Source organism: Shimia sp., from assembly GCF_965227725.1.
Taxonomy (GTDB): Bacteria; Pseudomonadota; Alphaproteobacteria; order Rhodobacterales; family Rhodobacteraceae; genus Shimia.
Window position 1 is genome coordinate 639,354 of record NZ_CBDDGH010000006.1, and the last position, 22,605, is coordinate 661,958.

Sequence of the window (22,605 nt, forward strand, 5' to 3'; positions counted from 1 at the left end):
AAGGGAAGAGCCCAATGCCAACATATACCGCACCCGTGAAAGACCTTCAGTTTGTTCTTCACAACGTTTTAAATGTCTCCGGTTCCGACATCCCCGGCTACAACGAGCTGGAAGCTGACTTCACCAGCGCTGTACTGGAAGAAGCAGGCAAACTGACCGGCGAAGTGCTGGCGCCACTGAACGTTGTGGGCGACCATGAAGGCTGCCGTCTGGAAAACGGCGTTGTCTACACGCCGACCGGCTTCAAGGATGCGTTTGAGCAGGTCAAAGAAGGCGGTTGGACCGGCCTTGATATGCCAGAAGAATACGGTGGGCAGAACATGCCATATGTTCTGGGCACCGCGGTTGGCGAGATGTTCTCGGCTTCCAACCAAGCCTTCACCATGTATCAGGGCCTGACCCACGGCGCCGCGGCGGCGATCCTTGCCCACGGCACCGATGAGCAGAAGAACAAATGGCTGCCCAAGATGGTCTCCTGTGAGTGGACCGGCACCATGAACCTGACCGAGCCACATTGCGGCACCGATCTGGGCCTGATGCGCACCAAGGCGGAACCACAGGACAACGGTACCTACAAAATCTCCGGTCAGAAGATCTTTATCTCTGCTGGCGATCACGACATGGCCGACAACATCGTGCACCTCGTGCTGGCCAAAGTGCCTGGTGGCCCTGAAGGCATCAAAGGTGTGTCGCTCTTCATCGTGCCAAAGTTCCTTGTGGACGACGAAGGCAACATCGGCGCGCGCAATGGCGTGTCCGTGGGCAGCATCGAAGAGAAGATGGGCATCCACGGCAACTCCACCTGTGTGCTGAACTATGACGAAGCCGAAGGTTACCTGATTGGGGACCTGAACAAAGGCATGCGTGCCATGTTCACTATGATGAACGAAGCGCGTCTTGGCGTGGGCATGCAGGGTCTGGCACAGGCGGAAGCCGCGTATCAGAACGCTCTGATCTATGCCAAAGACCGTCTGCAGGGCCGTGATGTGACCGGCGCGAAAAACCCGGATGGCCCAGCCGATCCGCTGATCGTGCACCCAGACATCCGCCGCTCCCTGATGGATCAGAAATCCTTCGTGGAAGGCGCGCGCGCGTTCATCCTTTGGGGCGCCACCATGATCGACCAGGCACACCGCAGCAATGACAAGGACGCAGATGGCCTGATTTCCCTGCTGACCCCTGTCATCAAAGGCTTCCTGACCGATGAAGGCTACGACATGACCGTCAAGGCACAGCAGGTCTACGGTGGTCACGGCTACATCGAAGAATGGGGCATGAGCCAGTTCACCCGTGATGCCCGTATCGCCATGATCTATGAAGGCGCAAACGGTGTTCAGGCGCTGGATCTTGTGGGCCGCAAACTGGCTGTTGATGGCGGCAAGCACGTGATGGCCTTCTTTGAAATCGTCAAAAACTTCTGCAAGGAAAATGGCGAAGACGAAGCACTGAAAGACTTCATCGAGCCGCTGAAAGCCGCTTCTAAGGATCTTCAGGCCGCTGGCATGTACTTCATGCAAACGGGCATGAAGAACCCCAACGATGCGCTCTCCGGCTCCAATGACTTCATGCATCTTTTTGGTCATGTTTGCCTCGGCCTGATGTGGGCGCAGATGGCAAAAGCGGCCAATGCGGCGCTGGCTGCGGGCGAAGGCGACGCAGCGTTTTATGAAACCAAGCTTGCCACCGGCCGCTACTACATGGCACGTCGTCTGCCTGCGACCGGTATGCATCTGGCCCGCATCCAGTCCGGCGGTGACACCGTCATGGCGCTGGCGGCCGAAAACTTCTGATGCACTGGTTGGGCGGGGTCTTCCCCGCCCGCTGCTTCAGTAACTGGCGTCTCCAAGGAGAACAGATGCCCAAACGTTTTCGCCTGACCCGCCGCTTCCCGGTCGCCATGACCGAGGATGGCTACCGCAAGCTCAAGAGCTTTGCGGCAGAAGCGGGATTGGATGAAGGCGAGGCACTGTCCTTTCTGTTTGAAAATTTCGACGCGGTCACAGACACCGATCAGCTGGCGCATCGCTTGCGCCAGTTCAATGCAACTTTGGATGCGAGAAAACGGTGATGGGAGCAACTGTAGCGCATCTTCTGCAAGCATCGTCATCAAGCCAAGCCGAAGGAGGCCTTCGGCGAGAGTATTTTTGGCAGAATGAAGTAGTGGGTCCACCCCGCAGGCAGCTTAAGCGCTCCCCTTCATTCTGCCCAAAATACTCCACGGGGGTTTGGGGGTGTGAAACCCCCAATTCACGATATGCCAAGGGGAGGACGGCATGACGATCAAACTCTATTGCTTCGGGGAATCCGGGCATTCCTACAAGGCCGCGCTGGCGCTAGAGCTATCGGGCCTTGCCTGGGAGCCGGTGAAAGTCGACTTCTTCGCAGGAGAAACACGCGGCGAGGACTTCCGCGCCAATGTGAACGAGATGGGCGAAGCGCCTGTGCTGGTGGATGGAGACACCACGCTCACGCAATCTGCGGTTATACAGGACTATATCTCTGAAAAATCAGGCAAACATGGCGGCCAGAACGCTACGGAACGCCGCGAGATCCTGCGCTGGCAGTTCTGGGACAACCACAAGCTCAGCGCTGTGGCCGGAGTGACCCGTTTCCTGATGCACCTGATCCCGGCGGACAAGCAGCCCAAAGAAGTGATCGCCTTCAATCAAAGCCGCCTGACCGGCGCCTATGATGTGCTCAACACACATCTTGAGGGACGCGACTGGATCGTCGGCGACAGCCTGACCAATGCCGACATGACCTGCTGCGGCTATCTGTTTTACCCGGAGAACTTCGGGTTTGATCGCGCCGACTGGCCCAATATGGACCGTTGGCTGACCAATATTTCTGAAACACCGGGATGGAAACATCCCTACGACCTGATGCCCGGCCGCCCAAGCGACCGAGCCTGATTTCGCCTGACATAGGAGACCAAAATGACCGAAGCCTATATCTATGACGCCGTGCGCACCCCGCGCGGCAAGGGCCGCAAAGACGGCAGCCTGCATGAGGTGACTTCCGTTGCCCTCTCAACCACCGTGCTCAACAACCTGAAATCCCGCAACAACCTCGAAGGCCACGCGGTCGAGGATGTGATCTGGGGCAACGTGACCCAGGTGAAGGAACAGGGCGGCTGTCTGGCCCGTACCGCGGTTCTGGCGTCTGAACTGGATGAGATCATCCCCGGTCTGGCGATCAACCGCTTCTGCGCATCCGGCATGGAAGCTGTGAACCTCGCCGCCAACCAGATCAAAGGCGGCGCAGGCGAAGCCTATATCGCTGGTGGTGTGGAGATGATGGGCCGCGTGCCAATGGGCTCTGACGGTGCTGCGATTGCCGTGGATCCATCCGTGGCGATGAACACCTACTTTGTACCTCAGGGCATCTCTGCGGACATCATCGCTACCGAATACGGCTTCACCCGTGAGCAGGCGGACCAGCTGGCGATGGAATCTCAGCGCCGCGCCGCGCAGGCCTGGGATGAAGGCCGTTTTGACAAATCCATCGTGGCCGTCAAAGACATCAACGGGCTGACCATTCTTGACCGCGACGAATACATGCGTCCGGGCACCGACATGCAGTCCCTCGGCGGCCTGAAGCCAGCCTTCAAAGAGCAAGGCGAAGTGATGCCGGGCTTTGATAAGCTCGCGATCATGAAGTACCCGCACCTGAACAAGATCAACCACATCCACCACGCGGGCAACAGCTCCGGCATCGTGGACGGGGCTGCTGGTGTTCTGGTGGGCAACAAAGAATTCGGCGAGAAATACGGCATCAAGCCGCGCGCTGTGATCAAACAGACCGCAAAAATCGGTCTGGACCCAACCATCATGCTGACCGGCCCGGTGCCTGCCACCCAGAAAATCCTGAAGGATTCCGGCATGCAAATCAGCGACTTCGACCTGTTTGAAGTCAACGAAGCCTTCGCATCCGTTGTGCTGCGCTTCCAGCAGGCCTTCGACGTGGATCCAGAGCTGGTGAACGTAAACGGCGGTTCCATCGCGATGGGTCACCCGCTGGGTGCGACCGGCGCGATCATCATCGGCACGCTGCTCGACGAACTGGAGCGTCAGGACAAAGAAGTTGGCCTCGCCACGCTCTGCATCGCCTCCGGCATGGGTGCAGCCACCATCATCGAACGCGTGTAATCCGCCGACAACAGGATAAGAGACATGACTGATTTCACAATGAACGTCGGCGACAACGGTGTCGCCATCATCACCTGGGACGTGGCTGACAAATCCATGAACGTCCTGCGCCGTGACTCCTTTGGTGAGCTGGACGCGCTGATTGATGAAGTGCTGTCCAACGACGACATCAAAGGCGCCGTGATCACCTCTGGCAAGAGCACCTTTGCGGGTGGCATGGACCTGAACGTGCTGGGCACCATCCGTGCGGACGCCGGCGATGAGCCAGCGCAGGCGCTGTTTGACTTCACCATGACCGGCCACAAATACCTGCGCAAAATCGAGCGCGCGGGTATGGATCCGAAGACCAACAAAGGCGGCAAGCCAATTGCAACCGCCCTGCCCGGCACCGCGCTTGGCATTGGTCTGGAAATCCCGCTGGCCACACACCGCATTTTTGCGGCTGACAACCCGAAGGCCAAAATTGGTCTGCCGGAAATCATGGTTGGCATTTTCCCGGGCATGGGCGGCACCACCCGCTTTATCCGTATGATGGGCGCAATGGCGGCTTCCCCCTTCTTGCTGCAAGGCAAGCTGGTCGACCCCAAGAAAGCCAAAGCAGCGGGCATCATCCACGAAGTGGTGGACGATCCAGTGGCCGCGGCAACCGAATGGGTGCTGAACGCAACCGACGCGGACATCGTGAAGCCTTGGGACACCAAAGGCTACAAAATGCCGAGTGGCGAGCCTTATCACCCAGCAGGCTTCATGACCTTTGCGGGCGCATCTGCCATGGTCAACGGCAACACCTGGGGCGTGTACCCGGCCGCCAAAGCCATGCTGTCTGCGATCTATGAAGGCGCACAGGTGCCATTTGACACCGCCCTGAAGATCGAAGCGCGCTGGTTTGTAAACGTGCTGATGAACCCGTCTTCCTCTGCGATGATCCAATCCCTGTTCATCAACAAGGAAGCGCTGGAAAAGGGCGCCAACCGTCCTGACGTTGCAGATCAGACCGTCAAGAAAGTCGGCGTTCTGGGTGCAGGCATGATGGGTGCGGGCATCGCGCTGGTGTCGGCGCAGGCCGGCATCGAAGTGGTGCTGATCGACACCTCGCAAGAGGCGGCGGACCGCGGCAAATCCTACTCTGAGACGTTCCTCGACAAGGGCATCAAGCGCGGCAAGATCACCGCAGAGAAGAAAGAGGCCGTGCTGGGGCAGATCACTGCGACCACCGATCTCAACACCCTCTCTGACGTGGATCTGATCATCGAAGCGGTCTTTGAAGACGTGGGCGTAAAAGCCGAGATGACCAAAAAGGTCGAGGCGATCATCCCTGAGGACGCGATCTTTGCCTCCAACACCTCCACCTTGCCGATCACCGGTCTGGCCGAGGCATCCGTGCGCAAAGATCAGTTCATCGGCATCCACTTCTTCTCTCCTGTGGAGCGGATGGCGCTGGTTGAGATCATCAAAGGCAAAGAAACCGGCCCACGTGCCGTTGCCAAGGCGCTCGACTATGTGCGTCAGATCAAGAAGACCCCGATCGTTGTGAACGACGAGCGCTTCTTCTATGCCAACCGCTGCATCATCCCTTACATCAACGAAGGCACGATGATGGCTGGCGAAGGTGTGTCCCGTCCACTTCTGGACCACGCGGCACAGCTGCTTGGCTTCCCGGTTGGTCCGATCCAGCTGGTGGATGAAACCTCTTTGGATCTGGGTGCAAAAATCGCCAAGGCCACCATGGCTGCGATGGGCGATGCCTATCCGAAGTCTGTCGCTGACGATGTGACCTTCTGGATGGTGGAAGAAGGCCGTCTGGGCCGTAAGGCGAAGGCTGGCTTCTTTGACTATGACGAAAAAGGCAAGCGTCTGGATTACTGGGAAGGCTTCAACGAGAAGTTCCCTCTTCTGGAAGAACAGCCAGAGCTGATCGACGTGCAGCACCGCCTGCTGTTCCCTCAGGTTCTGGAAGCTGTGCGCTCTCTGGAAGCGGGTGTTCTGGAAGACATCCGTGAAGGTGACGTGGGCGCGATCCTTGGCTGGGGCTTCATGCCTTGGTCCGGTGGCCCGTTCAGCTGGCTCGACATCGTGGGCGCAGCCTGGGCGGCAGAGCGCTGTGATCAGCTGACCGCGAAGTATGGCGAGCGCTTCTCCTGCCCGCCACTGCTGCGTGAAATGGCAGAGAAGGGTGAAACCTTCTACGGTCGCTTTGGCCCGGAAGCAAAAGCGGCTGCGTAATCATCGCAGACAAATGACAAGAAGCGCTCGCCTTTTGGCGGGCGCTTTTTTGTTGTGAAAGACGGTATTTAGAAAGTGCCGTGCGGCGCAATTACGCGGCGCGGCGCAGCTCTTCCGGGTTGCCATAGACGGCCTGAACCGACCCGCTTTGCAAAAGCGCCTTGGCCTCAAAGACCGGCATCAGGTTGTAATTGGCCGCGCGGCCAAAGCGGGGCTGCACACCCGCCCGCACACCCCAGATAGATTGGGAAAACAACAGGGCACCGCCGTTGACAAACACCATCTGATCTTCGGCAAAAGCGGGCAGATAGGCTCGCAACTCATCAGCGGGCTCAAGCCGGGAAACGCCCTCAAAAATCTCCAGCGCAGCGCCGGGGATAACCGCAAAAGGATCACCCCATTTGTCGCGCACAGTTGGGCTTTCAATCAAGACGCCCTGATGCGGCTGCACGATCATGTCCTGACGGTTGTCCAAAGTGCCCTTGGGCACCAGCAAAGGCCGCAGCTTGTTGGGCGTCAGCTGCTCAGGCGACAGGATCAGATCAGATGACATCGCCATAATACGCTGAAATCCGGCGTCAAAGGTGAGCACCTCGTCACCCACGCTCAGGCTTTCGACCGTTGCCCACCCGCCGGGTGTGGCCACCCGCGTGCCCTGCACAAACCCACAGCCTGCCGTGATCAGAACGGGCCGTATCCCCGCAGCCTGTTTGCGCGCAGCCAAGGCCTTGATCGCCTTATCACGAATTGATCCCACCGGATGTTCCATCGGCACCGTAAAGTCCCCAACGCTTTCCATAAATCCACTGCACGCCCCCACTGAGGAAGCAATGCGCCCCAAATGCGATTGTTTTGTGTCAGTGTTGAAAAAGAGTGAACAATCTCAGTTGCTTAAATATCATTCATTCCAAACTTATTATAAATCACGTCCGAACGATGGCGGCGAAATGGTGCCGCGCCGCAAATCTGCCGCGTCAAAAGCGGAATTTGACGCTCCGCTGAATCACACTCAGTGCCGCCCGGACGCCAAAGTTTCTTGATCGAGATGCGGTTAACGGGTTTCTATTCGGAGACCAAAAAACACACCGCTGAAACGGTGGACGACAGGGAGGATGCGTCGATGGGTTGGATGGCCGATGAAACTGGCTTGGAAAAATGCGCTGCAAATTTTGTGCCGCTCACACCGCTTTCAGGACTGAGACGCGCGGCGACGGTGTTTCCCAACCGCATTGCGATGGTGAGTGGCGACACCCGTCTGACCTACAAAGACTACCACGAAAGCTGCACGCGGCTGGCCTCCGGCCTTGCCAAACTGGGTGTGGCCTCAGGCGATGTAGTCGCCACGCTGTTGCCCAACGTTCGCGCAGCCGCTGAGGCGCATTTTGGTGTGCCTGCCTGCGGTGCAGTGCTCAATGCCATCAACATCCGGCTCGATGTGCATACGGTGGCCTATATCTTTGGGCACGGCGAAGCGAAGGTTGTGCTCGTGGACAGCGCTTTTGTGGCGCTTGCAGAGGCCGCCATTGCAGAGATGGGCGGCGATGGCCCAACGATTGTCGAGGTGCCAGATGACGCCGCAGGCTTCCCGGCGAGCGGCAAATACATGACCTATGAGGCGCTGCTGGCGTCCGGAGATCCGGCGTTTGACTGGATCATGCCGCAGGATGAGTGGGAGAGCATCGCGCTGAACTACACCTCCGGCACCACAGGGCAGCCGAAGGGCGTGGTGTACCACCATCGCGGCGCTTATCTGAATGCGATGGGGCAGGTTCTGAGCTGGCAGATGACGCTCTACCCTGTGTATCTGATGGTGGTGCCGCTGTTTCATTGCAACGGCTGGTGCCACACATGGCTGATGCCCATGATGGGAGGCACGCTGATCTGCTGTCGCGACGTGGCCGCAAAGCCGATCTTTGATGCCATCGCCGATGAGGGCGTGACCCATATGGGAGGCGCGCCGATTGTCCTCAATATGATGGTGAACGCCCCGGAGGAAGAGCGCCGCAGCTTTGATCATGTGGTCGAAGTCTTCACCGCAGGCGCGCCACCTGCCCCGGCCATCTTGGCCAAGTTTGAGCCCATGGGGTTCAACGTGACCCAGATCTATGGGCTGACCGAAGTTTATGGCCCTGTCACCGAATGCCTGTGGGACGACACCCGTTGGGACGGTTTGGACACAGCAGAGCGCGCTGCGATCAAAGCACGGCAGGGTGTGACGATGCCTTTCATCGAAGAGGTGACTGTCACCAACGAAAAACTGGAACAAATTGAGATGGATAGCGTCTCGGATGGCGAGATCATGATCCGTGGCAACGCGGTTATGAAGGGCTATCTGAAGAACCCAGAGGCGACCCGAGAAGCCTTTGCCGGTGGCTATTTCCACTCTGGCGATATCGCGGTGCAGCACCCGGACAGCTACATCCAGATCACGGATCGCGCCAAGGACATCATCATCTCCGGCGGTGAAAACATCAGCTCTGTCGAAGTGGAAGCGACGCTGATGCATCATCCTTCGGTCAGCCTGGCGGCTGTGGTGGCCAAGCCTGACGAGAAATGGGGAGAGGTGCCCTGTGCCTTTGTCGAACTGTTGGAAGGCGCGGATGCGGAAGAAGCGGAGGTGATCGCCTTTGCCCGTGAGCATCTGGCGGGCTTTAAGACGCCAAAGAAAGTTGTGTTTGGCGAATTGCCGAAGACCTCGACCGGCAAAATCCAAAAATTTGCGCTGCGGGAGCAGGCTAAGTCGCTTTAGGGCCTCCTGCCCCACTGAGGTGCCGCTCGAAACATTTTTGCGCCAATAGCCCCCCTTCGGCGGATTGGCGCAAAAAGTTGAGGCATTTGGCAGAACGCTCTGGTAGACTCTGGGCAACGACCGTAAATGGCACCGATATGAGCAGCACTCCTAAGATTGAAGACGGGTTGCGTGAGAAAATCATCTCGCAGCCGGATGTGATCCTTGAAGATCGCGATCTGATGCGCGCGTTGATCGCGGCAAATGAAAAGACCATGGGCGGCAATATTGTCGACCTGCGTGGCATTGCCATGGAGCGTCTCGAGGCGCGTCTGGACCGGTTGGAGGACACCCACCGCAGCGTGATTGCGGCGGCTTATGACAATCTGGCGGGCACCAATCAGGTGCATCGTGCGATCCTGCGGATGCTGGATCCGGTGGAATTTGAACGGTTCCTCCATGATCTTGGCGGCGAAGTGGCAGATATTCTGCGTGTGGACGCGATCCGGCTGGTGCTGGAAACCGAGCAGGAAACCGAAGGTGACAACGCTCTGGCGCGGCTTGGTGATGTGCTGTCAACAGCGGCTCCCGGGTTTGTCGAGGATTACCTGACCGGCGGGCGCAACATACCACAACGACAGGTCACGTTGCGCCAGGTGCAGGGCGTGCGTACGGAGGTCTATGGCGAGGACAGCGACTGGATCCGCTCGGAAGCCTGTCTGAAACTGGATTTTGGCAAGGGCCGCCTGCCCGGGCTGCTGGTGATGGGCGCGGAAGATCCGCATCAGTTCACCCCGCAACAAGGCACTGATTTGCTGGCGTTTTTTGCCGGTGTCTTTGAGCGCGCCATGCGCCGCTGGCTGGCGTGATCAGCGCCGCAGCGTCTGACGCGATCACGCGCTTTCTGGCCCATAAGGCCGCATTGGAGGCGGCCTCAAACAACACCATCGCCGCCTATGAGCGCGATCTTATTGAATTCATGAGCTTTCTGACCCTGCATAAGGGCGAACCGCAGGGGCTTGCGCCTTTGATGCAGGTGTCTGTGCAGGACATGCGCAGCTGGATGGCGAACGCGCGAAAAACCGGAATTGCGCCGCGCTCTCTGGCGCGTAAGCTCTCGGCAGTAAAGAGTTTTTTCCGCTGGCTTGCAGAGCGGGAAGGCTGTGATCCAACCGCAGTTCTGGCCACCCGAGCGCCCAAATTCAACGCCAAGCTGCCGCGCCCGCTGTCTGAGGATGCGGCCAAGCAAGTGCTTGAAACCGTTGAACTACAATCCAAAGACGACTGGGTCGGCGCGCGCGATACCGCGGTGATCACCCTGCTCTATGGCTGTGGCCTGCGGATTTCAGAGGCGCTGAGCCTGACCGGCGCAGATGCCCCTCTGCCCAGCACATTGCGCATTCTCGGTAAAGGCGGCAAGGAGCGGATCGTGCCCGTGCTGGACGCGGCGCGGGTGTCGGTTGACCATTATATTTCCCTTTGCCCGCATGATCTTAGCCGGGATGCACCGTTGTTTCGCGGCGTGCGTGGCGGCCCTTTGAGTGCACGGATCGTGCAGATGACCATGCAGAAGACACGGCAACAGCTGGGCCTGCCCGCGACCGCCACCCCCCATGCGATGCGGCACAGTTTTGCCACCCATCTGCTGAGCGCCGGTGGTGATTTGCGCGCCATTCAGGAGCTGTTGGGACATGCCTCTCTTGCGACCACGCAGACCTACACGCAGGTCGATGCGGCACGTCTTATGGAAGTCTATAACGCCACCCATCCGAAGGCGTGAGCGTCAAAAGGTTAACGGCGAAAATCGCCTGTTTTGAACGTCGGTATTGCGTCTGTATCGCGGCTGTATCGCGGAGGTGCGAAAATCGGGGCCTAAAATGGTTAACCGGGCGACATCGCAGGGGGTTGAGGGGCCAGCCCCTCCACCGCAGCAAGCTGCGTGGGGCTCCTCCCGTTCGCCGCTAAAACTGTCCACCGGACAGTTTTTGAGACGCGGCTCACCCCCGGGATATTGAGGGAATGAGAAGACTGGGCGATGCTGCGCCCGTATTTTGCCATTGGTGCCAGATGCTCAAGGAGCTGACATATGAAAGAAACCGTCCTGCCGGAGGTGCCGGATGCCAAATCGCCCGCCGGTGCCGACATTCGTTTCATTATGGATGGCACCACGGGGAATATGATCCACAGCAGCGTTCCCCCGGGCCAGATCAACAGAGCAACCGTTCATCGGAGCGTCAGCGAGTTTTGGTACGTTCTGGAAGGAGAAGGGGAGATCTGGCGGCGTGACGAGAGCGAGGAAAGAGTCACCTCCCTCGCGCCCGGTGTGTCGATTGATATTCCGGTGGGAACCGCGTTTCAGTACCGATGCACCGGCGAGGTGCCGCTGACATTCATATGCATCACCATGCCGCCATGGCCGGGTGATCAGGAAGCCTCTCACGTTGACGGGGCATGGGCGCCAACCGTCTAGCCAACCGCTCACACGCCCCAACCGGCCAGCCTCAGCCGCGCCCTTGCGGCACAACTTCATAGCCGGGCTCTTCGGGTTCATCATCCACCATCTCAGGCGGGAAGCCGGGGGCCAACACGGAAAGCCCGGTGACCTCCTCCAGCCGCTTGATGATGTTGGGGCTGAGCTCTCTTTCTCCAAAGCGCGCGATGGCGTCGTCAAACATCGAGATCATCAGCGGGTTGAGCTCCAGCGGCACGCCAGCACGGTCGGCCACATCTTGAAACAGGCCAATGTCCTTTTTGACCAGATCCATGGTGAAAGAGATGTCGCGGGAGCCGTTGAGGATGACCTGACTTTCGGTTTCATGGCTGAAGGAATTGCCGGAGCTGATCTTGATCGCCTCATAGGCGGTGTTGAGATCCATACCGGCAGCGGCGCAGGTGGTGAGCGCCTCGGCACTGGCCACGAGATGCGCGGTGGCGAGGTAATTGGTGACCACTTTGAGCACGGAGGCCGAGCCGAGATCGCCCGTGTGCAGCACGCGCCGGCCCATGGTGGTCAGCAGCGGCAGGATGCGCTCAAAGGTGGCGCGCTCACAGCCTGCGAAGATGGAAATATTGCCGGTATCCGCGCGGTGGCATCCGCCCGACACCGGGCAATCCACCGCCGCGCCGCCTGCGGCGATGACAAGCGCGCCAAGGCGCTTGGCCTCGGCTTCATCGGTGGTGGACATTTCCATCCAGATTTTGCCGGGACGCACCTCCGGCAGCATCTCCTGCATCACCGCATCTGAGGCGGCGGGGGACGGCAGGCAGGTGATGACCACATCACAGAGACGCATCAGCTCTGCCGGGCCGGAGACCGCCTTGGCCCCGTCGGCCAGTTTGTTCGCCACAAGATCGACGTTCAGATCATGGACATAAAGCTCTTTGCCATTTCTAAGCAGGCTGCCGCTGAGTTTACCGCCCACATTGCCCAATCCGATGAAGCCGATTTTCATGATCTCTCCCGCATTTTGATTGCCCCCAGCCTGTGCGGGGGGTGTCAGCAGATCAGGTCAAGGAGCGACATTTGTGGCGTTTTTGGCTGATCTATGGGCAAAGAGCTGCCCCGGTGCCTCCGGCGAAAGCGGCGCGCCGGAGAGCTGCGCCATATGCCAGGCCAGCACCGAATTGGAGCTGAGAACTGGTTTGGTGAGCGTGGCCTCAAGATCGGCGACCACATCCAGCGTCTGTAGGTTGGTGCAGCTGAGAAAGACGGCATCAACCGCCTGTTGCCCAACCTTGAGGGCGGCGGATTTGACAGACTCTGCGGTGATACGGGCGACGTTTTCCTCCCCTGCCTCGCCAAAAGACACCAGCGCAGGCACCGAAATGCCTGCGGCCTCAAAGGCGCGCTGCACGGGGAGGGAGACCTCTGCCACATAGGGCGTGACCATGCCGAGGCGCGTGATGTTGAGCGTACGGCAGGCGGCGATGGCCGCGGTGAGCGGATCGGTCACGGCGGGGGTGCTTACGCCCTGTTCAACAAGCGCGGCGACTTTGGCGGCTCCGATCATGGTGGTGCCGGAGGTGCAGCCGTAGCCAACCACATCAAAGCGGGCGGCGGGTGGAAAGAGCGCCGCACTCGCAGGCAGGGTTTGGGACATTTCCTGCAGGGTGTCGGTGGTGACTTCGGCCCCGGATGGCACGCGGGAGGTGTAAAGCGCGAGGTCGCGGGAGGGGAAGAGGCGGCGGAAATCCTGCTCCAGCGTTTCGTCAAACTTGAGCACGATGAGGCCCAGTGTGTGGTGACCAGAGGCGGGTGTGCCGAGCGTGAAGGGGATGGTGTCCATAGGGTTACCTCAGGATCGGGAGGGCGGCGGGGGCGCGGGTGGAGAGGAGCGCGCAACCATCCTCGCGCAGGACGATGTTTTCTTCGTGCACCTGAAAACGGCCCGGGGCGATCTCCACGCCCGGCTCCAGCGTGAGCACCATACCGGTGCGCAGCTCTGTGGTGTCATGCGGGGTGAAGCTGGGCCATTCGGTGAGCGTGATGCCAAGGCCATGGCCGAGCCGCCCGCCGCCGGGGGTGGCGCCTTGAGCGGTAAGGCTGTCGACAAACATGGCGTGCACGTCACAGGCGCGGTGGCCGGGACGCACGGTGGTAAGCACATGATCGGTGGCTTGGTAGAGTTGATCGTAGGCGCGTTTGGCGGCCTCATCGGCGCGGGTGATGGCGAAGTTGCGGTCAAAATCGCAGAAGTAGCCATCCAGCACTGCGCCGGTGTCGAGCATGAGGATGTCGCCAGCGGTGAGGTGCTGATCGCCAGCAGGGGAGATGACATCGCCGTAGCCGCCCTGCCCTGCGCCGCCAGCGGTGTAGCTGACCCAATCGGCGCCTTCCTCCAGCAGCACGCGCTGGAAATCGCGGAAGACCTGCGCATGGGTGCGGCCTTCGGCGGCGTATTCCGCGATGCGGGCAAAAGCGCGGTCGGCCACCCCGCAGGTGGCGCGGATTTTGGCGATCTCGGCCTCTGATTTGATTTCGCGGGTGCGCTGGACGGTGTCGGTGGCGTCGACAAAGCGACGGGGCGCGAGGGTTTGCGTGAGGTGATGATAGTCGGCCAGCGGCATGCGCAGCTGGGTTTCAAGGCCCATGGGCAGGCCGATGCTACCCGTTTCAGGGACGATCTCGGCAAGGGTGTCGCTGAGCAGGCTGAGGCCATCATCGCCGGGAAAGGGGGCGTCCCAAGTGCGGATGTCGGTGATCCAGGTTTTGCTCATGAGGTCTGCGCCGATGGCGGGGATCACGGCGATGGGGGTGCCGGTGGCGGGGATGAGGACAAACCACGGGCGGGCGGGGCTTTCCCAGAAGCGGGTGAGAAAACCCGTGGTGTAGAAGATTTCGGCGGCAGAGGTGAGCAGCAGGGCGGATTGGCCTGCGCGGGCCATAGCGGTTTGCAGGCGGGAGATGCGGGCCGCGAACTCTGCAGGAGGGAAACCGCGGGCGGGCATCGGCTCAGACATCTTCCGGGCCTTCGCTGACAATGGTGAGGATGCGGGCGTCTACGCCAAGGCGCGGGCGCTTGAGCAGCGCGGCAGCGACACCGGCCACACCAGAGGGGGTGCTGGCGATGCCGTGGGCTTTGAGGATATCCACCGCATTGCGAGCCTCTTCTTCAGAAATGGTCACGAAGCTGTCGGCATCCACCGCCAGCCCGTTGAGCGCCACCATGGAGGCGGTTTTGCAATCGAGGCGGCCCATATCGGAAACCGGACCGGTGGTGTCCACAAGCTGGCCTGCGCGGATGGATTCGATCAGAGCGGGGGCGGCCTCGGGTTCCACCACGGTGATCTGCGGCGCGTCACCCCAAGTGGCGCGGGCGAAGGCGGCGACGGCGGCGGCGAGGCCGCCAACACCGGCCTGCAGAAAGATATGTGTGGGCGGCGCGGGAATTTGGGCGGCGGCTTCCGAGGCCATTTGCAGATAACCCTCCATGACGCGGTAGCCCGACGCCTCATTGCCCATCCATGTGCTATCAGACAGCAGCGTCCAGCCGTTGGCCTTTGCGGCGGCTTCGGCGGCGGCCATGCTGGCCTCATAATCATCACCTGCCCAAGCAACCTCCGCTCCCTGTGCCTCAAGGCGTGCGCCAAAGGCGGCGGGGACTGTGTGGGCGAGGTAGATCACCGCCTTGGCCCCGAAGATGCGCGCGCCCGCCGCGACCGACATGCCGTGATTGCCCGCCGAAGCGGTGACATAGGTGCGGCCCGTCAGGGCGTGGGACCAGTCGGACGGGTCTGTGCGGGCCGCGTCGTGGGCGATGGCGTAGGCCGCGCCGAGCGCTTTGAAGGAGCCAAGGCCCATGCGGCTGCGCTCGTCTTTGATGTGGAAGCGCGCCACCCCAAGCTTGGCAGCAAGATCGGCCATGTCGCGCAGCGGGGTTTCGGCGTGGGCCGGACAAAGCGCGAGCAGCTTGGCCACCGCTGCGGCATCCCGGCTCGGGAGCGTGTCAGACTGGCGGGTCGGGAGGCCTTGGCTGCGAAACGGGTTGGCTAGGGTGTCGGTCATGGTATTGGGGGACTTTCCAAAAGGGATTTCAGACGTGCCACCTCCCCTGCCCGCATCCGGCCATCGCGCATTTCAAACAACGCGCGCACTTCGGTGCCCTCAAAGGCGAGATCCTCTCCGACATATCCGAGATGGGACAGACGGTAAGATTTGGCGGCCCAATCGGTGATTTCCATGCGGATGGTCAGCAGATCGCCATCCCTGAGCGGGCGGCGGTATTTGGCTTGGGTTTCCATGAGGCCAAGACCCTTGGCCCCGAGGTGCGCACAGACCTGCGCGTGGCCGCCATAGGCTTGCAGAAACCGCTGAAAGGTGCCGTCCATCCACCGGTAGATATTGGGGTAGTAGACGATGCCCGCCGGATCGCAATCGCCAAAGACAACGTGGTGGTGGTGCTCATGAGTGAAGCGCATGGGGTGGTTCCGATTGTGGCCAGTTCATCGGCCAGATTGGGTGCCGCGGGCAGGAATGGCAATGCTTGCTTTGGGTTGACAGAAGAGAGGTGCAGAGCAGAGGGTAGCGCCAAGATCTGGGCATCCTGCCCTCAGATTGGCAAATAAGAGGCAATGTGCTCTCATTTTCAGACATGAGCGACCAAATTGGCCATGACATTGGATGACACGGACCGGCGGCTGCTGACCGCGCTGCAAAAGAACAACCGGCTGACCGCAGATGAGCTGGGAGAGATCGCGGGGGTCTCACGCTCCGCCGTGCAGCGGCGGGTCACGCGGCTGCGGGAGATTGGCGTGATTGAAGCGGATATTTCGGTGGTGTCCGCCAAGGCCGTGGGGCGGCCCATGACCTTCATTGTGGAGGTGGAAATGGAGCGGGAACGCACGGATCTTTTGGATGAGTTCCGCCGCTCGATGCTGCAGCTGGATGATGTGCAGCAATGTTACTACGTCACCGGACAGGCGGATTTTATTCTTGTCGTCACCGCGCCGGATATGACGGCCTATGAAGAGTTCAGCCGCCGGGTGTTCAACGACAACCCCAACATTCGCCGGTTTCACAGCAATGTGGTGATAGATCGCGTCAAAGCCGGGCTGCAGGTGCCGGTTTAGGGCCGCTGGCAGACGCGGCCCGAGACGAACCTAGCTGCAGCAGCTGCAGGATGAGGTTTTGGCTGCCGGCTGCAGATCATCCTCAATCAACGGTAGCTCACCGGTGAGCGCAAGCGCGGGGATGCCAAGCGCGCCTGCGATGCGGATCACCGTCGCCTCGGGCAAGGCTGCGCCTTTGGAGGCGGTTTCAAGCTTGGTCAATTGACGCTCTGTGAGGCTGGTGAGTTTGGCAAGCTTGGGGCGCCCGAGCTTGCGTGCCTTGCGCACGGATTTCAAACGCTGAGGATCAATGGTGAGCTCGGTCACGGGGCACCTGTCTGCAGAAAATGTGATAGTGTTACATAGGCCCGCGCAGACCGAATGCCAAGCGGATCTGATGGCCCCGTGCGCCTTTGCCAGACCCTGCGGTCTGCCAACCTAGCCGCTTTCTTGCACGCGGATGGTTTTCTCTGCGCAGATGGCCTGTAGCGCCTCAGGCAGCGCGTCGGTGAACAGGCGGTCTACTTCGGCAAAATCCAAAATCCGCGCGGGGGCGTTGCGTTGGAATTTGCTGTGATCGGCCAAAAGCCAGGTTTCGCGTGCGCCGAGATGCGCGGCCTGCGACACCGCGATTTCATCCATGGCAAAGTCATAGGCTGCGCCGTCTGCGGAGATCGCGGAGCAGCCCAGAATGGCGTAATCAAAGGCAAAATCACGCACCATACGTTCTGCGATGGGGCCAACAAGCCCGCCATCTTCGGGGCGGGGTTTGCCACCGGTCAGCAAGACGTCACAGCGCTCATTGCCGGAGAGGATTTGCGCCACATTGAGGTTGTTGGTGACCACCAATAGCCCGTCATGGCCCAGAAGCGCGCGGGCCAGCGCCTCGGTGCTGGTGCCGATGTTGATGAAGAGTGCGGAGCCATTGGGGATTTCTGCAGCGCAGGCCTGTGCCATGGCGGCTTTGGCCTCTGCATTCACACGGCTGCGCTCCTCATAAGCGATGTTGCGCACGCCTGAGGGCAAAACCGCGCCGCCATGCACGCGCTCCAACCGCCCGGCATTGGCGAGCTGGGTGAGATCGCGGCGGATGGTCTGCACGGTCACATCAAAATGCGCGGCCAGCCCTTCGACGGTCACTTTGCCCTCTGTGCGGGCGATTTCGAGGATTTCACGGTCGCGGAAACTGCTGTGCATGTTCGGTTATCTTCGTTTTGCAATTTCAGCCGTGGCAGGGTTTTTGTGAATTTACAATGAAAACCTATGCCGGAGAGGTGGTTTTTCTTGACTCTCAGATGCGAAAATGTTCGAAGATGCGCGAAAATGTTCGTAAGCGTTCCGCGAAAGGGAATCCCATGACAGCGCAGGCAGACAGCACCGTAGATCTCTTTGTGATCGGGGGTGGCATCAACGGATGCGGCATCGCACGGGATGCGGTGGGCCGCGGCCTCTCCGTGGAACTGGCAGAGATGAACGATCTGGCCTGGGCGACCTCTTCGGCCTCCACCAAACTGTTTCACGGCGGGCTGCGCTATCTGGAGTATTTTGAGGTGCGTCTGGTGCGTGAGGCGCTGATTGAACGGGAAACCCTGCTGCGCGCGATGCCGCATATCAGCTGGCCGATGCGCTTTGTGCTGCCGATGCATAAGGACATGCGGTTTGACAATGACACGCCAACATCGCGCATCCTGTCGCTGGTCATGCCGTGGATGAAGGGCCGCCGCCCTAGCTGGCTGATCCGTCTCGGTCTCTTTATGTATGACAACCTTGGGGGGCGCAAAATTCTGCCCGGCACGCGCACGGTGGACCTGAAGTCGGACGAGGCGGGCAAACCGCTGAAGGGCAAATTTGCCAAGGCGTTTGAATATTCCGATTGCTGGGTCGAGGACAGCCGTCTGGTTGTTCTGAACGCGCGCGATGCCGAAGCACGTGGCGCGACGATCCATACCCGCACCAAGGTGCTTTCTGCCGCGCGCACCGATGGTCTGTGGCAGATCGAGATGGAAGATGTGGAGACCGGCGCCCGCCGCACGGCCCGCGCCAAGGCGCTGGTGAATGCGGGTGGCCCGTGGGTGGCCGATGTCATTCAAGGTGTACTGAAACAGAACTCTTCTGCGGGCGTGCGTCTGGTGCGCGGCTCGCACATTGTGACCAAGCGCCTGTTTGATCACGACCGCTGCTATTTCTTCCAGGGTGAGGATGGCCGGATCATCTTCGCCATTCCTTATCAGGAAGATTTCACGCTGATCGGGACCACCGATCAGGAGCATACCAACGCCGATGAAGCCCCGACCTGCACCGATGAAGAAGCGCAGTATCTGTGTGACTTTGCCTCAAACTATTTTGAGAAGCCGGTGACGATGGAGGACATTGTCTGGCGCTACTCAGGTGTGCGCCCGCTTTATGATGATGGCGCCTCCTCCGCGACCGCGGCGACCCGCGACTATGTGCTGAAGCTTGATGACAACGGCGCGCCGGTGCTCAATGTCTTTGGCGGCAAGATCACCACCTATCGCAAGCTGGCCGAGGCGGCGATGGCCAAGATTGTGCCGTTCTTCCCCGAAGCCACCGCCCCGTGGACAGCGGGCGTGGCGATGCCCGGCGGTGATTTTCAGGTGCATGAGGTTGAAGGCAAGATAGCCGCGCTGCAAAGCCGCTATCCATTCCTGACACCGGCTTGGGCCAAACGCCTGATCCGCGCCTATGGCACCGAGGCCGAGACCATGCTGGGCGAGGCCAAAGAAGCGGCGGATCTGGGGATCGATTTTGGCGCAACCCTGACAGAGGCCGAAGTGCGCTGGCTGATGGAAAAGGAATATGCGCGGGCGGCCGAGGATGTGGTCTGGCGGCGCTCCAAGCTGGGCCTGCGGCTCTCAGAGGCACAAATTGAGGCGCTCAACGCCCATATGCAGGCTGCGCGGCAAAAAGCCTTCGCCTGAGAGAGATCGCGGAATTGATCTTTGGCCGCATGCGGCCTATACCGAGCCCGCACGATGCCGTCGTGCGGGCTTTTAGCTGCCGCCAAAAGCACTCGACGGCGGAAGGACCACACGGATTACTTCGGGCATTCTGCCCAGAACCCGCAAATCTAGAGACACCCCTGACTTAAAAAAGGTTGTGATAAATATGGCTGATAACAAGACACCAGACATTCTGTATACAATTGTAGACGAAGCGCCGGAGCTGGCATCTGCCTCCTTCCTGCCGATCATCCGCAAGTTCGTGTCTGCCGCTGGCATCACCGTGGGCACACCGGACATTTCGCTGGCCGGCCGCATCATCGCAACCTTCCCGGAAAACCTGACCGACGATCAGCGCCAGTCTGACGATCTGGCCGCGCTTGGCGAGTTGGTGAAAACACCAGACGCCAACGTCATCAAGCTGCCAAACATCTCCGCTTCCGTGCCTCAGCTGGTTGCGGCCATCGAAGAGCTGCAGGCGCAGGGTTACGACATCCCGGCCTACCCGGAAGATCCGCAGTCTGACGAAGAAAAAGCCATCCGCGCGCGTTATGACGGCATCAAAGGTTCCGCTGTGAACCCTGTGCTGCGCGAAGGCAACTCCGACCGCCGCTCCGCACGTGCAGTGAAGAACTTTGCACAGAACAACCCGCACTCCATGGGTGCCTGGGCGTCTGACAGCAAAACCAAAGTCTCCTCCATGCCGGGCAACGACTTCTACGCAAACGAAGTTTCCGCGACCATCTCCGCCGATCAGGCTGGTGACGCGAAAATCGAATTTGTGGCCAAAGACGGCGCCGTGACCGTTCTGAAAGACGGCTGGCCGCTGGAAGAAGGCACCGTAGCTGACGCGACCTTCATGTCCGCGAAAGCGCTCGGCGCGTTCCTTGCTGACGCGATTGAGGATACCAAAGCTGACGGCACCATGTTCTCCCTGCACATGAAAGCCACCATGATGAAGGTCTCTGACCCGATCATCTTCGGCCACGCGGTCAAAGCATGGCTTGGTCCGGTTTGGGATGCACATGGCGACGCCATCGCAGCGGCGGGCGGCTCCCCGAACTCCGGTCTGGGGGCTGTTCTGGCAGCCATCGACACGCTCGACAACGCCGACGCCATCAAAGCAGAGATCGCCGCGCTCGCGCGTCCGTCCATGTATATGGTGGATTCTGACAAAGGCATCACCAACCTGCACGTGCCGTCCGATGTGATCATCGACGCCTCCATGCCTGCCGTGATCCGCGCAGGCGGCAAAGGCTGGGATGAGGCTGGTAACAAGGGTGACACCAACTGTGTGATTCCAGATCGCTGCTACGCATCCGTTTACGATGAGACCGTGAACTTCTTCAAAGCCAACGGGGCGCTGGATGTGACCACCGCGGGCTCCGTTGCCAACGTGGGCCTGATGGCACAGAAGGCGGAAGAGTACGGCTCCCACCCAACCACCTTTGAAGCGCCAGCAGACGGCACCATCCGTGTTGTTCTGGCCAACGGTGACACCCTGCACAGCCACGACGTTGAAGCAGGCGACATCTGGCGCTCCTGCACCGTGAAGAAGGCACCGATTGAGAACTGGATCGAGCTGGCTCTGGACCGTCAGCGCCTGACCGGTTCCGAGGCGATCTTCTGGCTGGACGCAAACCGCGCCCATGACGCCGAGCTGATCAAATACGTGAAACCTGCGCTGGAAGCTGCGGGCAAAGCGGACCTGTTCCAGATCCTCGCGCCACGCGAAGCAACCGCACAGTCCCTCAAAACAATCACCGCGGGCAACGACAGCATCGCCATCACCGGCAACGTGCTGCGTGACTACCTGACCGACCTCTTCCCGATCCTTGAGCTGGGCACGTCGGCCAAAATGCTCTCCATCGTGAAGCTGATGCAGGGCGGTGGTCTGTTTGAAACCGGCGCGGGCGGCTCTGCCCCCAAGCACGTTCAGCAGCTGGTCGAAGAAAACCACCTGCGCTGGGACTCCATGGGCGAGTTCTGTGCGCTGGGTGAAAGCCTGAACTTCCTCGCGGATGTCAAAGGCAACGCCAAAGCGGGTGTTCTGGGTGTCGCTGCCGAAGCCGCAACCCAAGGCATTCTGGACGACAACCGCTCCCCATCCCGCAAAGTGGGCCAGCCTGACAACCGCGACAGCCACTACTGGTTTGCACGTTACTGGGCCGAAGCTCTGGCAGCACAGTCTGACGACGCCGATCTGGCGGCAGAGTTCGCAGGCGTGGCCAAAGCGCTGGCAGAAGGCGAAGAAGCCATCCTCTCCGAGTTCGCAGCAGCGCAAGGCCCGGCAGCAGACATCGGCGGCTACTACCGTCCGTCTGTGGAGCTGAAAGCCAAAGTGATGCGCCCAAGCGCGACACTGAACGCGATCATCGGCTAAGCGTCGGTTTGAGTTGAGAAATTAAGAGCCGCCCCGAGAGGGGCGGCTTTTTGCTTTCTGAATGTCTCAAATTCATTTGCACAACTGGTCGGCTAAGCAATCTCACCATTGATCAGCGCGCTTGAAAGAAGCCCACGTAAGCAAATGTCACCGCATACCCACTACCCGCGTAAAGATCATCGAATTAGGTTTATTGTATGAGGTGCTTGATGCCCCTCGCCAAACAAATGAGAGGATTTCGAGATGGGTAAAGGTCAAGGAAACACAGGCGGATGGCCGTCTACAACAGGAAACCCATCTGGCCGCGGTCGCCCCCCCGGTGGCGGCAAGGACAAATAGTCCAAACCCAGACAATCCTCACGATTGCTGAGCGACCTTAGGGGCGGAGCCGGTCGACAGCGCCCCAGTTTCGAGACACGGAAGCCTGCTACCAGATCGTCGTCTGAGTGGTAAATGCGCGATAGGTAGGTGTTTCCAAGACCCTAGGTGACCCGTGCGTAATCGGCTTCCAATCAAAGTCGTCACTAAAGCGTAGCTGTGTTCGCAACATGCTAGGCTCTACTTCGTATCTTCTCAGATCCGCCAAGATTTTCTGATAACGACGGCCCCCTGGGA

20 protein-coding genes are annotated in these 22,605 nt (G+C 60.0%); 12 read left to right on the forward strand and 8 right to left on the reverse strand.

Translation table 11 applies throughout. The features are described 5' to 3' along the window. The first annotated feature begins 14 nt into the window (after nucleotides 1-14). The 5 genes from ACO07T_RS20690 (at nucleotide 15) to ACO07T_RS20710 (ending at nucleotide 6,371) form a co-directional block, all read left to right on the forward strand. Nucleotides 15-1,790, forward strand: a complete 1,776-nt coding sequence (locus ACO07T_RS20690; protein ID WP_422050963.1) for an acyl-CoA dehydrogenase C-terminal domain-containing protein — start codon at nucleotides 15-17, stop codon at nucleotides 1,788-1,790. Nucleotides 1,791-1,855: 65 nt separating this feature from the next. Beyond that, entirely contained in the window at nucleotides 1,856-2,068 is a 213-nt protein-coding gene (locus ACO07T_RS20695) for a hypothetical protein (RefSeq protein WP_209080043.1), read from the forward strand. A 205-nt stretch (nucleotides 2,069-2,273) separates the two neighbouring features. Further along, nucleotides 2,274-2,912: a glutathione S-transferase family protein gene (locus tag ACO07T_RS20700; RefSeq protein ID WP_422050964.1), complete on the forward strand. Its 639-nt coding sequence runs from the start codon at nucleotides 2,274-2,276 to the stop codon at nucleotides 2,910-2,912. Nucleotides 2,913-2,936: 24 nt separating this feature from the next. Further along, nucleotides 2,937-4,148 (forward strand): acetyl-CoA C-acetyltransferase, encoded by a 1,212-nt coding sequence (locus ACO07T_RS20705; RefSeq protein ID WP_209065363.1) that lies wholly within the window; start codon nucleotides 2,937-2,939, stop codon nucleotides 4,146-4,148. Nucleotides 4,149-4,172: 24 nt separating this feature from the next. Continuing rightward, entirely contained in the window at nucleotides 4,173-6,371 is a 2,199-nt protein-coding gene (locus ACO07T_RS20710) for a 3-hydroxyacyl-CoA dehydrogenase NAD-binding domain-containing protein (RefSeq protein ID WP_422050965.1), read from the forward strand. A 91-nt stretch (nucleotides 6,372-6,462) separates the two neighbouring features. Here the strand turns inward: ACO07T_RS20710 and ACO07T_RS20715 are convergent, their stop codons facing one another. Next, nucleotides 6,463-7,170 (reverse strand): Hint domain-containing protein, encoded by a 708-nt coding sequence (locus ACO07T_RS20715; RefSeq protein WP_422050966.1) that lies wholly within the window; start codon nucleotides 7,168-7,170, stop codon nucleotides 6,463-6,465. 321 nt (nucleotides 7,171-7,491) lie between these two features. On the opposite strand from ACO07T_RS20715, the gene ACO07T_RS20720 reads away from it, so the two are divergent. The 4 genes from ACO07T_RS20720 (at nucleotide 7,492) to ACO07T_RS20735 (ending at nucleotide 11,569) form a co-directional block, all read left to right on the forward strand. Beyond that, nucleotides 7,492-9,120 (forward strand): AMP-binding protein, encoded by a 1,629-nt coding sequence (locus ACO07T_RS20720; RefSeq protein ID WP_422050967.1) that lies wholly within the window; start codon nucleotides 7,492-7,494, stop codon nucleotides 9,118-9,120. A 137-nt stretch (nucleotides 9,121-9,257) separates the two neighbouring features. Then, complete coding sequence (locus ACO07T_RS20725; RefSeq protein ID WP_209065367.1) at nucleotides 9,258-9,968, forward strand: DUF484 family protein; 711 nt, start codon at nucleotides 9,258-9,260, stop codon at nucleotides 9,966-9,968. Then, on the forward strand, nucleotides 9,965-10,879 hold the full coding sequence (locus tag ACO07T_RS20730) for a tyrosine recombinase XerC (RefSeq protein ID WP_422050968.1): 915 nt from the start codon (nucleotides 9,965-9,967) through the stop codon (nucleotides 10,877-10,879). The genes ACO07T_RS20725 and ACO07T_RS20730 overlap by 4 nt, the downstream gene beginning before the upstream one ends. A gap of 306 nt (nucleotides 10,880-11,185) precedes the next feature. Further along, the gene (locus tag ACO07T_RS20735) at nucleotides 11,186-11,569 is read left to right on the forward strand and encodes a cupin domain-containing protein (protein WP_422050969.1); all 384 of its coding nucleotides are present in this window, start codon (nucleotides 11,186-11,188) and stop codon (nucleotides 11,567-11,569) included. 31 nt (nucleotides 11,570-11,600) lie between these two features. On the opposite strand, the gene ACO07T_RS20740 is transcribed toward ACO07T_RS20735, so the two are convergent. The 5 genes from ACO07T_RS20740 to ACO07T_RS20760 are packed head-to-tail and all read right to left on the reverse strand — an operon-like array spanning nucleotide 11,601 to nucleotide 16,017. Beyond that, nucleotides 11,601-12,551, reverse strand: a complete 951-nt coding sequence (locus ACO07T_RS20740; protein ID WP_422050970.1) for an NAD(P)-dependent oxidoreductase — start codon at nucleotides 12,549-12,551, stop codon at nucleotides 11,601-11,603. A gap of 57 nt (nucleotides 12,552-12,608) precedes the next feature. Further along, nucleotides 12,609-13,385, reverse strand: a complete 777-nt coding sequence (locus tag ACO07T_RS20745) for a maleate cis-trans isomerase family protein (RefSeq protein WP_422050971.1) — start codon at nucleotides 13,383-13,385, stop codon at nucleotides 12,609-12,611. A 4-nt stretch (nucleotides 13,386-13,389) separates the two neighbouring features. Next, nucleotides 13,390-14,559 (reverse strand): M24 family metallopeptidase, encoded by a 1,170-nt coding sequence (locus tag ACO07T_RS20750; RefSeq protein WP_422050972.1) that lies wholly within the window; start codon nucleotides 14,557-14,559, stop codon nucleotides 13,390-13,392. Beyond that, on the reverse strand, nucleotides 14,552-15,604 hold the full coding sequence (locus ACO07T_RS20755) for a pyridoxal-phosphate dependent enzyme (protein ID WP_422050973.1): 1,053 nt from the start codon (nucleotides 15,602-15,604) through the stop codon (nucleotides 14,552-14,554). The genes ACO07T_RS20750 and ACO07T_RS20755 overlap by 8 nt, the downstream gene beginning before the upstream one ends. Continuing rightward, a complete protein-coding gene (locus ACO07T_RS20760) occupies nucleotides 15,601-16,017 on the reverse strand; it encodes an acyl-CoA thioesterase (RefSeq protein WP_422050974.1) in 417 nt (138 codons plus the stop codon). Before ACO07T_RS20760 ends, ACO07T_RS20755 begins: the two co-directional genes overlap by 4 nt. A 192-nt stretch (nucleotides 16,018-16,209) precedes the next feature. Here ACO07T_RS20760 and ACO07T_RS20765 point away from each other — a divergent pair, with 192 nt between their 5' ends. After that, nucleotides 16,210-16,668, forward strand: coding sequence for an Lrp/AsnC family transcriptional regulator (locus ACO07T_RS20765; protein ID WP_247742979.1), 459 nt, complete (start codon nucleotides 16,210-16,212; stop codon nucleotides 16,666-16,668). Nucleotides 16,669-16,698: 30 nt separating this feature from the next. On the opposite strand, the gene ACO07T_RS20770 is transcribed toward ACO07T_RS20765, so the two are convergent. Both ACO07T_RS20770 and ACO07T_RS20775 read right to left on the reverse strand, forming a co-directional pair. Then, nucleotides 16,699-16,974, reverse strand: coding sequence for a helix-turn-helix domain-containing protein (locus tag ACO07T_RS20770; protein WP_422050975.1), 276 nt, complete (start codon nucleotides 16,972-16,974; stop codon nucleotides 16,699-16,701). A gap of 111 nt (nucleotides 16,975-17,085) precedes the next feature. Beyond that, the gene (locus ACO07T_RS20775) at nucleotides 17,086-17,844 is read right to left on the reverse strand and encodes a DeoR/GlpR family DNA-binding transcription regulator (RefSeq protein WP_422050976.1); all 759 of its coding nucleotides are present in this window, start codon (nucleotides 17,842-17,844) and stop codon (nucleotides 17,086-17,088) included. A 158-nt stretch (nucleotides 17,845-18,002) separates the two neighbouring features. Here ACO07T_RS20775 and glpD point away from each other — a divergent pair, with 158 nt between their 5' ends. Together glpD and ACO07T_RS20785 are read left to right on the forward strand one after the other, a co-directional pair. Then, entirely contained in the window at nucleotides 18,003-19,586 is a 1,584-nt protein-coding gene (gene glpD, locus ACO07T_RS20780) for a glycerol-3-phosphate dehydrogenase (RefSeq protein ID WP_422050977.1), read from the forward strand. Nucleotides 19,587-19,773: 187 nt separating this feature from the next. After that, the gene (locus ACO07T_RS20785) at nucleotides 19,774-21,990 is read left to right on the forward strand and encodes an NADP-dependent isocitrate dehydrogenase (RefSeq protein WP_422050978.1); all 2,217 of its coding nucleotides are present in this window, start codon (nucleotides 19,774-19,776) and stop codon (nucleotides 21,988-21,990) included. The last annotated feature ends 615 nt before the right edge of the window (nucleotides 21,991-22,605 follow it).

Coding starts and splice junctions, on each gene's coding strand:
- ACO07T_RS20690 (WP_422050963.1), top strand. CDS start 15: ATGCCAACATATACCGCACCCGTGAAAGACCTTCAGTTTGTTCTTCAC.
- ACO07T_RS20695 (WP_209080043.1), top strand. CDS start 1,856: ATGCCCAAACGTTTTCGCCTGACCCGCCGCTTCCCGGTCGCCATGACC.
- ACO07T_RS20700 (WP_422050964.1), top strand. CDS start 2,274: ATGACGATCAAACTCTATTGCTTCGGGGAATCCGGGCATTCCTACAAG.
- ACO07T_RS20705 (WP_209065363.1), top strand. CDS start 2,937: ATGACCGAAGCCTATATCTATGACGCCGTGCGCACCCCGCGCGGCAAG.
- ACO07T_RS20710 (WP_422050965.1), top strand. CDS start 4,173: ATGACTGATTTCACAATGAACGTCGGCGACAACGGTGTCGCCATCATC.
- ACO07T_RS20715 (WP_422050966.1), bottom strand. CDS start 7,170: ATGGAAAGCGTTGGGGACTTTACGGTGCCGATGGAACATCCGGTGGGA.
- ACO07T_RS20720 (WP_422050967.1), top strand. CDS start 7,492: ATGGGTTGGATGGCCGATGAAACTGGCTTGGAAAAATGCGCTGCAAAT.
- ACO07T_RS20725 (WP_209065367.1), top strand. CDS start 9,258: ATGAGCAGCACTCCTAAGATTGAAGACGGGTTGCGTGAGAAAATCATC.
- ACO07T_RS20735 (WP_422050969.1), top strand. CDS start 11,186: ATGAAAGAAACCGTCCTGCCGGAGGTGCCGGATGCCAAATCGCCCGCC.
- ACO07T_RS20740 (WP_422050970.1), bottom strand. CDS start 12,551: ATGAAAATCGGCTTCATCGGATTGGGCAATGTGGGCGGTAAACTCAGC.
- ACO07T_RS20745 (WP_422050971.1), bottom strand. CDS start 13,385: ATGGACACCATCCCCTTCACGCTCGGCACACCCGCCTCTGGTCACCAC.
- ACO07T_RS20750 (WP_422050972.1), bottom strand. CDS start 14,559: ATGTCTGAGCCGATGCCCGCCCGCGGTTTCCCTCCTGCAGAGTTCGCG.
- ACO07T_RS20755 (WP_422050973.1), bottom strand. CDS start 15,604: ATGACCGACACCCTAGCCAACCCGTTTCGCAGCCAAGGCCTCCCGACC.
- ACO07T_RS20760 (WP_422050974.1), bottom strand. CDS start 16,017: ATGCGCTTCACTCATGAGCACCACCACCACGTTGTCTTTGGCGATTGC.
- ACO07T_RS20765 (WP_247742979.1), top strand. CDS start 16,210: ATGACATTGGATGACACGGACCGGCGGCTGCTGACCGCGCTGCAAAAG.
- ACO07T_RS20775 (WP_422050976.1), bottom strand. CDS start 17,844: ATGCACAGCAGTTTCCGCGACCGTGAAATCCTCGAAATCGCCCGCACA.
- glpD (WP_422050977.1), top strand. CDS start 18,003: ATGACAGCGCAGGCAGACAGCACCGTAGATCTCTTTGTGATCGGGGGT.
- ACO07T_RS20785 (WP_422050978.1), top strand. CDS start 19,774: ATGGCTGATAACAAGACACCAGACATTCTGTATACAATTGTAGACGAA.